Origin of the sequence: Staphylococcus sp. HMSC072E01 (assembly GCF_001814125.1) — a bacterium.
Classification (GTDB): Bacteria; Bacillota; Bacilli; order Staphylococcales; family Staphylococcaceae; genus Staphylococcus; species Staphylococcus hominis.
Genome location: NZ_KV814962.1, coordinates 249828 through 263284, shown reverse-complemented (window position 1 = coordinate 263284; position 13457 = coordinate 249828). Strand labels below are relative to the sequence as shown.

Annotated in this window: 15 protein-coding genes; 9 read left to right on the top strand and 6 right to left on the bottom strand. The window is 31.8% G+C overall.

The window, feature by feature from the left end; genetic code table 11:
* Positions 1-31 precede the first annotated feature (31 nt).
* From HMPREF2953_RS03205 to HMPREF2953_RS03190, 4 genes are all read right to left on the bottom strand, one after another.
* Positions 32-1222, bottom strand: a complete 1191-nt coding sequence (locus HMPREF2953_RS03205; RefSeq protein ID WP_070671750.1) for an ornithine--oxo-acid transaminase — start codon at positions 1220-1222, stop codon at positions 32-34.
* Between the two features lie 268 nt (positions 1223-1490).
* Positions 1491-2618: an NADH-dependent flavin oxidoreductase gene (locus tag HMPREF2953_RS03200; protein WP_002448217.1), complete on the bottom strand. Its 1128-nt coding sequence runs from the start codon at positions 2616-2618 to the stop codon at positions 1491-1493.
* Positions 2619-2792: 174 nt separating this feature from the next.
* A complete protein-coding gene (gene ygs / locus HMPREF2953_RS03195) occupies positions 2793-3176 on the bottom strand; it encodes a S1 domain-containing post-transcriptional regulator Ygs (protein ID WP_002448094.1) in 384 nt (127 codons plus the stop codon).
* A 225-nt stretch (positions 3177-3401) separates the two neighbouring features.
* A complete protein-coding gene (locus HMPREF2953_RS03190) occupies positions 3402-4004 on the bottom strand; it encodes a peptidylprolyl isomerase (RefSeq protein ID WP_049335133.1) in 603 nt (200 codons plus the stop codon).
* A 68-nt stretch (positions 4005-4072) separates the two neighbouring features.
* On the opposite strand from HMPREF2953_RS03190, the gene kapB reads away from it, so the two are divergent.
* From kapB to HMPREF2953_RS03145, 9 genes are all read left to right on the top strand, one after another.
* Positions 4073-4453 carry a sporulation phosphorelay system protein KapB gene (kapB, locus tag HMPREF2953_RS03185; RefSeq protein WP_002448064.1) on the top strand — a complete coding sequence of 127 codons (381 nt, stop codon included), beginning with the start codon at positions 4073-4075 and terminating at the stop codon, positions 4451-4453.
* Between the two features lie 133 nt (positions 4454-4586).
* Positions 4587-6989, top strand: coding sequence for a Na+/H+ antiporter subunit A (locus tag HMPREF2953_RS03180; protein WP_049335132.1), 2403 nt, complete (start codon positions 4587-4589; stop codon positions 6987-6989).
* Positions 6982-7410 (top strand): Na(+)/H(+) antiporter subunit B, encoded by a 429-nt coding sequence (locus HMPREF2953_RS03175; RefSeq protein ID WP_049335131.1) that lies wholly within the window; start codon positions 6982-6984, stop codon positions 7408-7410. Before HMPREF2953_RS03180 ends, HMPREF2953_RS03175 begins: the two co-directional genes overlap by 8 nt.
* Positions 7410-7757, top strand: a complete 348-nt coding sequence (gene mnhC1 / locus HMPREF2953_RS03170; RefSeq protein ID WP_002448250.1) for a Na+/H+ antiporter Mnh1 subunit C — start codon at positions 7410-7412, stop codon at positions 7755-7757. Before HMPREF2953_RS03175 ends, mnhC1 begins: the two co-directional genes overlap by 1 nt.
* The gene (locus tag HMPREF2953_RS03165) at positions 7744-9243 is read left to right on the top strand and encodes a Na+/H+ antiporter subunit D (protein ID WP_002448100.1); all 1500 of its coding nucleotides are present in this window, start codon (positions 7744-7746) and stop codon (positions 9241-9243) included. Before mnhC1 ends, HMPREF2953_RS03165 begins: the two co-directional genes overlap by 14 nt.
* Positions 9243-9722, top strand: coding sequence for a Na+/H+ antiporter subunit E (locus HMPREF2953_RS03160; RefSeq protein ID WP_070671748.1), 480 nt, complete (start codon positions 9243-9245; stop codon positions 9720-9722). Before HMPREF2953_RS03165 ends, HMPREF2953_RS03160 begins: the two co-directional genes overlap by 1 nt.
* The gene (locus HMPREF2953_RS03155) at positions 9722-10012 is read left to right on the top strand and encodes a Na(+)/H(+) antiporter subunit F1 (protein ID WP_002448178.1); all 291 of its coding nucleotides are present in this window, start codon (positions 9722-9724) and stop codon (positions 10010-10012) included. The genes HMPREF2953_RS03160 and HMPREF2953_RS03155 overlap by 1 nt, the downstream gene beginning before the upstream one ends.
* On the top strand, positions 9990-10346 hold the full coding sequence (locus HMPREF2953_RS03150) for a Na+/H+ antiporter subunit G1 (protein ID WP_070671747.1): 357 nt from the start codon (positions 9990-9992) through the stop codon (positions 10344-10346). Before HMPREF2953_RS03155 ends, HMPREF2953_RS03150 begins: the two co-directional genes overlap by 23 nt.
* Positions 10347-10455: 109 nt before the next feature.
* Complete coding sequence (locus HMPREF2953_RS03145; protein WP_070671745.1) at positions 10456-11616, top strand: NAD(P)-binding domain-containing protein; 1161 nt, start codon at positions 10456-10458, stop codon at positions 11614-11616.
* Positions 11617-11673: 57 nt separating this feature from the next.
* Here the strand turns inward: HMPREF2953_RS03145 and HMPREF2953_RS03140 are convergent, their stop codons facing one another.
* Together HMPREF2953_RS03140 and HMPREF2953_RS03135 are read right to left on the bottom strand one after the other, a co-directional pair.
* On the bottom strand, positions 11674-12048 hold the full coding sequence (locus tag HMPREF2953_RS03140) for a PaaI family thioesterase (RefSeq protein WP_002455552.1): 375 nt from the start codon (positions 12046-12048) through the stop codon (positions 11674-11676).
* A gap of 18 nt (positions 12049-12066) precedes the next feature.
* Positions 12067-13386, bottom strand: a complete 1320-nt coding sequence (locus HMPREF2953_RS03135; RefSeq protein WP_070671744.1) for a Na+/H+ antiporter family protein — start codon at positions 13384-13386, stop codon at positions 12067-12069.
* Positions 13387-13457: the final 71 nt, after the last annotated feature.

Below are 13457 nucleotides of genomic sequence, written 5' to 3'. Positions count from 1 at the left end.
ATTAAATCATGTCATATTACGTCATATCTATTTACTTAAATACACTTCTAATTCGATTTAATGCTTCATCTAATTCTTCTTTAGTAATAACCAAAGGTGGTGCAAAACGAATTACTGTATCATGGGTTTCTTTACATAATAAACCTTTTTCTTTTAACGCTTCACAAAATGGTCTTGCACTTTCGTGTAATTCCACACCAATGAATAACCCGCGTCCACGAACTTCTTTAATTGCAGGGTGATTAATCTTTTGTAATTCTGATTTAAAATATTCACCTAGTTCATTTGAATGTTCTGGTAAATTTTCATCGATAATGACATCTAAAGCCGCAATTGACACTGCACAAGCAAGCGGATTGCCACCAAAAGTAGAACCATGAGAACCAGGTGTAAATACATCAAGCACCTCGTTATCTGCTAATACAACTGAAATTGGTAAGACGCCTCCACCAAGTGCTTTACCCAAAATATATACATCTGGTTTAACATTATCCCAATCACATGCAAATAATTTTCCAGATCGTCCTAATCCAGCTTGAATTTCATCGGCGATAAACAAAATATTATGTTCATTACATAAATCTCTAATGGTTTTCAAATAACCTTCTGGAGGAATATTAATGCCTGCTTCGCCTTGAATAGGTTCAACTAAAACAGCTGCTGTGTTTTTATTAATTGCTTCTTTTAATTGTGTTTCATTGCCAAAGTCAACTTTACGAAAACCATCTAATAAAGGACCATATCCACGTTGATATTCAGCTTCAGATGATAAAGATACAGGGGCCATTGTACGACCATGGAAGTTCCCATTAAATGCAATAATCTCAGCCTGATTTGGTTCAATACCTTTAACGTCATAGGCCCAACGACGTGCAGCTTTTAAGGCTGTTTCAACAGCTTCAGCACCTGTATTCATTGGTAGTGCTTTATCTTTACCAGCTAATTTACAAATTTTTCCATACCATTCCCCTAAGTTATCACTATGAAAAGCACGAGAGACAAGTGTCACTTTATCAGCTTGATGTTTTAATGCTTGAATAATTTTTGGATGACGATGACCTTGGTTAACTGCTGAATATGCTGATAACATATCTATATATTTATTACCTTCTGGATCAGTAACCCAAATCCCCTCTGCTTCTGAAACAACAATTGGTAGCGGCACATAGTTATGAGCACCGTACTGGTTTGTTAGTTCAATTATTTTTTCAGATTTAGTCATAATATCTCCCCTTTGCTTATTGTTATATTAAAACTAATCACTATATTTACTGGCTTTCGAAACTCTATTTTAAAATATTAAATTCTCTCTAACTTCATATATGAAAGCCCTTACAAACATAATGACATATCCTCTTATCATTTTACAAGTAAATTATTTCTATTAGCTAAAATTTTAATATATATCTTTTTTTCTTAATAAAAAAAGGTAGTGGACAAAATTCATAATGAATTCTGTCTCACTACCAAACTATTTCATATTTTATTAATTATTTATCTTTACGAGGTAACGGATAAAATCCTTTATTAAATTGTTCCCATAAATTTGGTGGTAACGCATGTTTATCTTCACGATTTGGATCAAAGTATGAGATGATTTCCTCTTCTTTACCCTCTTCAATTTTATTGACAAAGTTATAATCTAGAAGAATGCCACGACCTAATGCTACGAGTTCAATGCCTGTCGATTCTACTGCATCTAAAGCATCATCAGCACTAAATACAGAACCTATACCAATGACTGGTATACGTCCATCTACCCATTGATGGATAAGTTTTAGACGTTCTTCTCCTTCATATTTACCCTCACGTGTTTGTGAATGAATATCCATAATTGAAATATGAACATAATCAATCGCTTTTTTCGTAATTGTTTTAATTAATTTTTCTGTGTGTTCCATTGAAATACCAGGCGATTCTGCTTCTTCTGGTGATAATCTATAACCTACAATAAAATCTTTATTTGCATAAGTTTCCTTAACTTTTAATACTTCATCAATCACTGCAAGTGGAAATTTTAAATGGTCTCCCCATTCATCTTCACGACGATTATAGTATGGCGAGAAGAATTGATGAATTAAGTAATGGTTCGCTCCATGTATTTCTACGCCGTCAAACCCAGCTTCAATGGCACGACGTGTAGCTTCACCGAAATCTTTAATTGTTTGTTCAATTTCTTCAGTAGTGATTTCTCTCGCATGATGTTCCTGTTGTTGACCAAAACTTTTCATTGAAAGGGGACTTGGTGCCACAACATCTCCATTAGGAGTCAATTCAGGTAAAGCTTGTGCACCACCATGATGAATTTGGACTAATGCTTTTGCGCCATTTTTCTTCATTGCTGTCGCTAAGCGTTTTAAACCTTCGATATCTGAATCGTGTGCGACAGAAGGTTGGCCTGGGAAGGCTTTACCAATATCATTTACATTACTTGCAGCATTAATTGCAAGGCCTACATCTTTGGCACGTTTCTCAATGTAAGAAATTTCGACATCTGAAATGGTACCATCATCATTTGATGATGTATGTGTTAAAGGTGCAAGTACAAAGCGATTTCTTAATGATACACCGTTTGGTAATGTAACAGTTTCAAATAATTTTTTATATTTATTATTCATAAGTAATTCCTTTCTAAATCTTTTAGTTTTATTATTTTCAAACTATAACATGAACATTTTTATGTCTCTACTTTTATGCTTATATGCATTAATCATCTTTTTATATTTAACAATATATTGACATAATAAAAAACGTTACTTAAAAAAGTAACGTTTTGGCGTGTTGACAGTCATTCAATTATTATTACGAATTGCACGTTTAGACTGCTTAATCCAGACCGGTAGGCGTTCTTCAAGCGTTTGAAACCCATACTTTTCTGTCTCTCTAATTTCATCTAATACAGACTGTTTTTCTTTTTTTCGTTCATAATTCTTAAAGTAATCATTATCTTTAAGTGACAAATTAAGCTTTCCTTCATCGTCTATAGAAAGAATTTTAGCTTTTACAATTTGACCTTCTGATAGAAATTTTTTTAGATTATGGACATAATCATCCATAATCTCTGAAATATGGATAAGTCCTTCAGTATGGTCAGGGGTCTCAACAAAAGCGCCATACGGTTGAATTCCAGTCACACGCACTTTAATATGCTGACCTTCTTTATAGTGAGTATTCAACTTGATAACCCCTTATTTCGTTTTTCTTAACATATTAATAATAGCATAAATCCCATACTTGGACTAACGATAAACTAATAAAAAATTAATTTCTTTAGAAATTTATATTTCTTCTTCATAAATTTATATTAAAAAGTTCGTTTTTAATAAAAAAAGTGAGCGTAAATGTCTTATTTAAAACAGTTTACGCTCACCTTTTTTATTTAATGATATTTCATTGATGAATTAAGCTTTTTGGTCTTCTACATCAATAGATTCAATAACAACATCATGTACAGGCTTATCTTGTGCCCCTACTTTAGTATTCGCAATATCTTCTAATGTAGTTTCACCGTCGATTAATTGACCAAACACAGTATGTTTTTGATCTAACCAAGGTGTTCCACCTTTTTCTGCATAAGCTTTAGCAATTGGTTCAGGCCAACCGCCATCAACAAGTTGATTAAGCATTGTATCTGGTACTTCTTTCATTTGAACGACAAAGAATTGTGAACCATTTGTATTTGGACCGGCATTTGCCATTGAAAGTGCACCGTATAAATTAAATGCTTTTAATGAAAACTCATCCTCAAATGAACCTCCATAAATACTTTCTCCTCCCATACCAGTAGCAGTAGGGTCTCCACCTTGAATCATAAAATCATTAATGACACGATGGAATGTAATGCCGTCATAATATCCATTTTTTGCATGTGTCACAAAATTTTCAACTGTTTTTGGAGCAATCTCAGGAAACAGCTTAAATGTCATATCTCCTTTATTTGTATGCATAATTACTTTAATTTCATTATCTTGTATTTCTTTATTTAACTGTGGATAGTTAGTCATTTAAATTCTCCATTCATGTTATGATGATATAGATACATATTAACATATTTGAAAGGAAGTAATATAGCATGTTATATCGATTCTCTCACAAAACAGGTACTTATGGTGTAACGATTAAAGAAGATAGCGATCATCAAGTTTTAGTACAAATTGAACAAGTCATTAAACATCCTAAACAAGGAGATTTACATCATCCTGGTGAAACTGAAGGTGTTTTTTTTCATGAAAGACGTGCTTTAAGCCATTATGAAAAACGTTATGCAACACGTTCACAATTGAGAGATTTTAATGTAGAAGAGATGAAATATGAAGATTCTTTACAACAAGCGATTACTAAAATGGAAAACGAATTAAAACAACAACACACAGAATACGCAAAATTGGCATTAGACAATTTAAACAGTCTAAAAAAAGACTATTCTATCCAATATAAACAAAATTTTTTCTAGTCCATTTTTACGTCTTTCTTCCTATTTAACAAGATAAGTAAAATTGCTGACTTTACATCTTTTCACAGTTTTTCAGAATAAATTGATTCATGTATAATAAAATTTATAACAATTTTTGAAGGAGGAAAATATAGTGAGTTTGATACATATTGCGGTACTTTTACCGTTAATATTCGCACTCATTATTCCAATCCTTTATCGTTTCTTTAAAAAGATTCATTTAGGGTGGTTTGTATTACCTGTTCCTGTTGTCTTATTTATTTATTTTTTAACTTATATTTCAACTACTCAGTCAGGTAATACAGTAATAAAAACTTTCAATTGGATGCCACATATTGGTATGAATTTTGATATTTATCTTGATGGCTTAAGTATACTCTTTAGTTTGCTTATAACTGGCATTGGAAGTTTAGTAGTTCTTTATTCAATCGGTTATTTAGATAAATCTGAACGATTAGGGAATTTTTACTGTTATTTATTACTGTTTATGGGTGCAATGTTAGGCGTCGTACTCTCAGATAACGTCATTATCTTATATCTATTCTGGGAATTAACTTCATTCTCAAGTTTTTTACTCATTTCTTTTTGGAGAGAAAAGAAAGCTTCTATATATGGAGCACAAAAGTCACTGATTATTACTGTATTTGGAGGACTTAGTTTACTTGGCGGATTAATCTTAATTTCACTTGCAGGACAATCATTAAGTCTACATTATTTAATCCATCATGTATCTCAAATACAAGACAGTTCTTTCTTTACACTTGCAATGGTTTTAATTATGTTAGCAGCTTTCACAAAATCTGCACAAGTGCCATTTTACATTTGGTTACCTGATGCAATGGAGGCACCTACTCCTGTCAGTGCATATTTACATTCAGCCACGATGGTTAAAGCGGGGTTATATCTTGTTGCACGTTTAACCCCATTATTCGCGGTATCAGAAGGATGGATATGGACTATTACTTTAGTAGGCTTAATCACACTATTTTGGGCTTCATTAAATGCAACGAAACAACAAGATTTGAAAGGTATTCTAGCGTTTTCTACAGTTTCACAATTGGGAATGATTATGTCTATGCTAGGTATTGGAGCTATAAGTTATCATTTTGAAGGTAGTGAAAGTCAATTATATGTCGCTGGTTTTACAGCAGCTGCTTTCCACTTAATTAACCATGCTACCTTTAAAGGCGCATTATTTATGATTACAGGTGCCATTGATCATGTGACAGGCACACGTGATGTAAAAAAATTGGGCGGTTTACTTACTATCATGCCAATTTCTTTTACTCTTACTGTAATTACAGCATTAAGTATGGCAGGTGTGCCACCATTTAATGGTTTCTTATCAAAAGAAAAATTCTTAGAGGCTATGATAGAAGCTACACACGCATCTCTATTTAGTTTAAATACTCTAGGTATTATTTTTCCAATTTTAGCGATTGTAGGTAGTATATTTACATTTGTATATTCAATTAAATTCGTACTACATGTATTCTTTGGTAAATATCATTCTGATTTATTACCTAAGAAAGCACATGAAGCATCATTATTAATGTTAATTTCACCAGCAATTCTAGCAACGCTAGTTGTTGTTTTTGGACTATTCCCTAGACTATTAACACATTCTATAATCGAACCAGCTACTAAAGCCATAAGTGGAATATCAACCGTACATGCAGAATTCCATATGTTCCATGGTATTACTCCTGCGTTCATCTCTACTTTAACGATTTGGATTGTAGGTATTATCTTATTATTTACGTTCAATTACTGGATTCGTTTATTAAAAGCACAACCAGACAACTTAAAATTAAATTATTGGTATGATACTACTGGCAAATGGTTACCAAATCATTCCGCTTCTCTAACTAATTATTATGTTAATGGGTATGTACGTGACAGTTTAGTCTTTATTTTTGGTACATTAATTGTGTTAACACTCATCACATTAGTGAGTGTACCGTTTAGCTTTAATTTTAAAAATATAAATACAATTCACATCTATGAAATGATTATTATCATAATACTTACTATCTCAGCGTTCTTAGTTGTTACAGCAACATCTCGTTTATTTAGTATTATTATGCTTAGTGTTGTTGGCTATGCAGTATCGGTTTTATTTGTTTTCTTTAAGGCACCTGATTTAGCTTTAACACAATTTGTTGTTGAGTCTATCTCAACGGGTCTATTTCTATTATGTTTCTATCACTTGCCTAACTTAAATCGCTATAATGAAAAAACATCATTTAAATTAACGAATGCTATCATCTCTATTGGTGTTGGTTTGGCAGTGACAATGTTAGGTCTTATCGCTTATGGTAATAGACATTTTTCTTCTATCGGAGAGTATTACAAGGCACATGTTTATGACTTAGCACATGGTAAAAATATGGTTAACGTTATTCTCGTAGACTTCCGTGGAATGGATACCTTATTTGAATCTTCTGTATTAGGTATTGCAGGTCTTGCAGTTTACACGATGATTAAATTACGAAGTAAACGTAACAAAACAAGTGAGGTGGAAAGCAATGAATAGACAAAATAACAATTTAATGTTTCAGTATTCAGCTGTAATTATTGCTTTCTTAATTGCTCTTTTTGGTATTGCTTTATTTTTAGCAGGACATTACACACCAGGTGGAGGATTTGTTGGTGGATTGCTTCTATCAACCGCTTTAACCATTATTACGATTGCATTTGATATAAAAACAATGCGTAAAATCTTTCCTTGGGATTTTAAAATCTTAATTGGTATTGGTTTATTATTCTGTGTAAGTACGCCTATAGCAAGTTGGTTTTACGGAAAAAGTTTCTTTACACATACAGAATTTAATATTCCATTACCACTTCTACACTCTGTTCATATGAATACACCAATGTTCTTCGACTTTGGCGTTATGTGTGCAGTAATTGGTACAGTAATGACTATTATTATAACGATTGGAGAGAACGAATAGTGGAAATTATTATGATTATTGTATGTGGCATACTTACATCAATCAGTGTCTATCTCGTTTTATCTAAAAGTTTAATACGTATTATTATGGGAACTACACTGATTACACATGCATCAAATTTATTTTTAATTACTATGGGAGGATTGAAACATGGTGAAATGCCAATATATGAAAAAGATATTCATCACTATGTAGATCCAATCCCTCATGCATTAATACTTACTGCAATTGTTATTGCATTTGCAACTACTGCTTTTTTCTTAGTCTTAGCTTTTAGAACGTATAAAGAATTAGGCACAGACAACATAGAACAAATGAAAGGAGTGCCTAGTGATGATAGCAACTAATATGGTTGTTCTTACATTAGTTATACCAATTATTACCGCTATTATTCTTATCTTTTTAGGACAACGCTATCCATTAAAGCGTGCGGTTACATTGATAGGTTTAGTTTTAACTTTGATTGTAGCGATGGTTAATTTAATTAATGTTAGTAAATTTGGTCCTCTTAAAGTAGAATTAGGTTCTTGGCCAGCCCCATATGGTATTATCTTTTTATTAGATACGTTAGGGGCAATGTTGATTGTAACGAGTATTATCATTACTCTGCTCATTACGATCTATTCTTTTTCAACTGCCGGAATCGATAGAGAGCGTTATTATTTTCATTTTTCAATCGTCTTTATGTTAGTGGGTATTATTGGTGCTTTCACTACTGGAGATATTTTTAACCTTTTCGTATTCTTTGAAGTCTTTTTAATGTCATCTTATGCATTGCTTGTATTAGGTGGTACACGTATTCAACTTCAAGAAACAGTAAAATATTTACTGATTAATGTTGTAACATCGACATTTTTCGTTATTGCTGTTGGTATCTTATATTCAATTGTCGGCACTTTAAATATGGCTGACATTAGCGTAAAACTTAATGAATTATCTCATTCACATCAAGGATTATTAAGTATTGTCTTTATTTTGTTCATCTTTGTGTTTGCAACTAAAGCTGGTGTCTTTCCATTATATGTTTGGTTACCTGGATCATACTATGCGCCACCTTTTGCTATCATTGCATTCTTCGGTGCTTTATTAACTAAAGTTGGCGTCTATGCTATTTTAAGAACACTTAGTCTTTTCTTCCATAACACAATGAGTTTTTCTCACTATACTATTTTATTCTTAGCCCTATTAACGATTATATTTGGATCCATTGGTGCCATTGCTTATTATGATATTAAAAAAATTATTTTATATAATATTATGATTGCAGTAGGTGTCATACTCGTTGGTGTTGCTATGATGAGTAAATTAGGAATTATGGGTGCTATATATTACACCATTCACGATATGTTAGTTAAGACTGCACTTTTCTTAATTATTGGTGTCATGTATCAAATTACCAAAACATCAAATCTTAAGTCATTTGGTGGTTTAATTAAGACATATCCTATACTTGGTTGGTCTTTCTTTATTGCAGCTTTAAGCTTGGCTGGTATTCCCCCATTTAGTGGATTTTATGGAAAATACTTTATTGTAAAAGCCGCTTTTGAAAAAGGATTTTATATCAGTGCAATTATCGTATTACTTTCAAGTTTAATCGTACTCTATTCTGTGATTCGTATTTTCCTACATGGTTTCTTTGGTGAACCTAAGGGATATAAAATGAATAACAAAGTAAATGTAAAACAAGCTACAATCGTTTCAGTCATTGCCGTTGTCATTACTGTACTATTTGGTTTATCTGCTGATGCACTTTATCCATTTATATCAGAAGCAGCTAAATCTTTCTATGATCCTAATGTTTATATTAAAAGTGTATTAGGAGGTAGATATTAATGGCTCTTCAATTTGTGTTAAATATTATATTAGCTATTATATGGATGTTTTTAAGTGGCAGTTATACATTTAATAACTTTTTACTAGGATTTTTAATAGGAATTGGGCTTGTTTACTTATTTAAAAAAGTATTGCCTGGCAGTTTTTATTTAAAAAGAGTTTATAAAGTCATTAAATTGATTGTTGTCTTTTTTATAGAATTAATGAAAGCCAATATTGATGTATCCAAAATTCTGTTACAACCAAGACTTAAAAATCAACCTGGTTTCTTTGTTTATCACACAAATTTAAAACATGATTGGCAAATTGTTTTATTATCTAATTTAATCACTTTAACACCAGGAACTGTCGTTTTAGGTATTAGTGATGATAGAACTAAAATATACATTCACTCAATTGATTTTAGTACGAAAGAAGAAGAAGTTGAAAGTATTAAATCATCACTTGAAAAAGTAGTGAGAGAGGTGGGCGAAGCTTAATGGTAAAAACAATTATTATTATTGCTTTAATTGTCGTAGTATTATCGATGCTAGCAATGTTTATTCGTATTATTAAAGGTCCCACTTTACCTGATCGCGTCCTTGCATTAGACGCTATTGGCTTACAATTGATGGCGTGTGTTGCATTATATAGTGTGTTTATCGGCTCACAATACTTACTTGTAGTTATTTTACTTATTGGTATTTTAGCTTTCTTAGGTACAGCAGTATTCTCTAAATTTATAGATAAAGGTAAGGTGATTGAACGTGATAGCAAAAATCGTCATTAGTTTAGCCATCATTTTCATTATCTTAGGTGCATTGATCAGTGCAATTACTGCTATTGGTATTATTCGTTTAAAAGATGTCTATTCACGCGGTCATGCTGCAGGTAAATCTGCAACATTAGGTGCTATATTTTTATTATTTGGAACGTTTTTATATTTTATTGGAACAGAAGGATACGCCAATATGCAACTGATATTCGGCATTATTTTCATTTTAATTACTGGCCCTCTTTCTAGTCATTTAATGATGAAAGCATCATATAATAATAAAATGCCTTATACTAAAGATACAAAAATTGATGAACTTAAAGATGAATTGAATAATAAAAAAATATAATTTGATAAAAATCGAGGTACTTTCTTAAAGTGCTTCGATTTTTTGTTTTGAAAAAGATAGTTTTATGTTATTATAAATCGTAATAATTACGTTTTAAAGGAGTTTTATTATGCATTGGACTATTATTGGTGGCGGTATACATGGAACCACTATAGCAATTAAGTTACGTGAAGCAGGAATATCCATCCAAAATCTTACAATTATCGATCCTCATGATTCTTTATGCGAACAATTTCATAAATACACAAATAGAATTGATATGTCTTACTTACGTTCACCTATTGTACATCATATTCATCCTGACCCATTTCATTTAAAGAAATTTGCAAAAATGAATCAGTATATTAATCCAACTTTTGGTCGTTATCAAAGACCTCAAACAGAGATGTTTATGAATCACACATATGCTCAAATACATAACTATCATCTAAATCAATGTCATATTCAAAGTTATGTTCAACGCATTGAAAAAAAACAAAGAAAATGGAGTATTACACCAAGTCATCATTCTGTCATTCAAACTGATTGTGTTGTTTTAGCACAAGGATGTCATAATGAGCCTTTTATCCCTTCCGCATTTACTCAAGCTAAAGATGTATGTCATATATTTAGTGACCATTTTAATTCTCAATTATTTTCACAATCATCTCATGTCATTGGAAGTGGTATTTCAGCTGCTCATTTAACATTAAAGCTTTTAAAATTAGATAAAAATAAAATCGTTCATTTATGGATGAATAAAAATATAGATATTCAACATTTTGATGCCGATCCTGGTTGGCTAGGTCCTAAAAAAATGAAGGCCTTTTTAAATCATTCTTCACATGAAGAGAAACTTCAAACAGTGTTAAAAGAAAGACATAAAGGTTCAATGCCTCGCGAGTTATATTTACGCTTAAAGAAATATGTTCAAAATAAAAGACTTATCATCCATAAAGAAGAGATTAAGGACTTAAAATCGCATCAAATTGTTACTGAAAATTTAAATATCCCATATGATTACATTCTTTTAGCAACTGGATTTAAGTCTTCAATTTTGCAGCAACCTATGATACAATCTCTAATTCAAAATGCTAACGCTCCCCTCCTATCTTGTGGATTTCCAAACATCACACATGAATTAGAATGGTTACCTCATCTATTTGTTGCTGGTGGACTAGCTGATTTAGAACTTGGTCCATTTGCTAGAAATATCATGGGAGGTAAAGAAGCAGCTCAAAGAATTTATAGCGTATTTCAAAGAATAGATCACCATAGAGAAGTATCATAAATATAAAATACTAGCCCGTAGATGAATATTTTCTACGGGCTAGTATTTTATAATTTGTTATTTTAATGGTTTAATCCCTATTGTACCTCTCATGATACTAATTAATTTATCTTGCTCACTTTTAATTTCAATATTCCATACTTGTGTCGTATGACCTTTATGAATAATAGAAGCGGTAGCAATCACGCGTCCCTCTTTTACTGAGTGAATATGATTGGCATTCATTTCTAAACCTAATGGGATAAAGTGTTTCGTATCAATTAAATGAGCAGCGCCTAATGAACAAGCTGTTTCACCTAATGCAATACTTGCACCACCATGTAGATAGCCAAAGGGTTGTTTAACCTTATCAGTGACTGGCATAGAAATTACAACTATTCCCTCATCTACTGTTTCGATTTTCATATCAAATGTCTCAAGTAAATTAGACATGTTGTCACCTCTTTTTTTCTATAATACCATTGCAGCTATTGTACCAAAAATCATCAATGGAACATTATAGAAAAGGAAGTTAGGTATACATGTATCTCTAATGTGATCATGTTGACCATCTACATTAAGACCTGCTGTGGGTCCAAGTGTTGAATCACTTGCTGGTGAACCAGAATCTCCAAGTGCAGCAGCTGTTCCTACTAAAGCAATTAATGCCATATTATCTAAACCAAGAGATGAACCTAGTGGTATAAATAAAGCTGCAATAATTGGAATCGTAGCAAAAGATGATCCAATGCCTAACGTAACAATAAGGCCGACAATATACATTGCAATAATAGTAATTAACTTATGTCCATTTGTAATCTCAGTTAAACTAGAAACTAATTTTTCAATATCACCAGTAGCATTCATGACACCGGCAAAACCGTTAGCTGATAAAATAACGACACCAATAAATGACATTATTTTTATTCCTTCTACAAATTGGCTATCTAATTCATTCCATTTATAAATACCAGAAATAAAGAATATCAGCACTCCTGCTAATGCTCCAAAAATCATTGAATCCGTAAATGTTTGAACTAAGAAAGTAGCGAAAATAGCAACAATCGTAATAACTAATAAATATGGCCGAATTTCTGCTACTTCTTCTCCATTATCTTTCAATCTCTCTTGCTTATATTCACGTGGTTTACGATAAACAAACATTCCTATAACTAAACCGGCAATATAACCAAGTGACGGAATTAACATTGCTTTCCAAATCATATTAAATTCGATAGGATGATGCGCTTTTTGAAATCCGCTTTGTATAATTTGGTGGAAAATCTGTCCAAAGCCATAAGGTAGTAAAACATATGGCCAACATAAACCAAATCCTATAACTAAACCAATTAATCGTCTATCAATTTTCAGATCGTTAAATAGACTAAGTAATGGTGGAATTACAATTGGTATAAATGCAATATGTACTGGAATTAAGTTCTGACTCATAATACTCATTGCTAGTAATACTAAAATAATAATCACTTTTACTTTAATCCTTGATAAGCGACTATTCTCAGTATGAATCGCACGAATAATTTTATTTACTAAATAATCTGTGATGCCACTATACGATATCAGTGCTGCAAAGCCCCCTAATAAAGCGTAACTTAATGCCACTTCCGAACCATCTACAATATTTTTACCGAATACACTAATTACTTTGTTTAAACTCATGCCAGATATTAGACCACCTACAAGTGAACTAATAAATAAACTAATGATAACATTCAGCTTTAAGAGACATAATATAATCATTAATATTACAGCAATAACTACAGCATTAAACATTATACTCACATCCTTTATTACTCTACCGAACTAAAGTATATAATTATGTGATTAATAATATCAAGTAGTCA

Excerpts from the sequence above, each read along its gene's own strand:
- HMPREF2953_RS03205 (WP_070671750.1), bottom strand. The coding sequence starts at position 1,222 with ATGACTAAATCTGAAAAAATAATTGAACTAACAAACCAGTACGGTGCT.
- HMPREF2953_RS03200 (WP_002448217.1), bottom strand. The coding sequence starts at position 2,618 with ATGAATAATAAATATAAAAAATTATTTGAAACTGTTACATTACCAAAC.
- HMPREF2953_RS03190 (WP_049335133.1), bottom strand. The coding sequence starts at position 4,004 with ATGACTAACTATCCACAGTTAAATAAAGAAATACAAGATAATGAAATT.
- kapB (WP_002448064.1), top strand. The coding sequence starts at position 4,073 with ATGTTATATCGATTCTCTCACAAAACAGGTACTTATGGTGTAACGATT.
- HMPREF2953_RS03175 (WP_049335131.1), top strand. The coding sequence starts at position 6,982 with ATGAATAGACAAAATAACAATTTAATGTTTCAGTATTCAGCTGTAATT.
- HMPREF2953_RS03165 (WP_002448100.1), top strand. The coding sequence starts at position 7,744 with ATGATAGCAACTAATATGGTTGTTCTTACATTAGTTATACCAATTATT.
- HMPREF2953_RS03160 (WP_070671748.1), top strand. The coding sequence starts at position 9,243 with ATGGCTCTTCAATTTGTGTTAAATATTATATTAGCTATTATATGGATG.
- HMPREF2953_RS03155 (WP_002448178.1), top strand. The coding sequence starts at position 9,722 with ATGGTAAAAACAATTATTATTATTGCTTTAATTGTCGTAGTATTATCG.
- HMPREF2953_RS03145 (WP_070671745.1), top strand. The coding sequence starts at position 10,456 with ATGCATTGGACTATTATTGGTGGCGGTATACATGGAACCACTATAGCA.
- HMPREF2953_RS03140 (WP_002455552.1), bottom strand. The coding sequence starts at position 12,048 with ATGTCTAATTTACTTGAGACATTTGATATGAAAATCGAAACAGTAGAT.
- HMPREF2953_RS03135 (WP_070671744.1), bottom strand. The coding sequence starts at position 13,386 with ATGTTTAATGCTGTAGTTATTGCTGTAATATTAATGATTATATTATGT.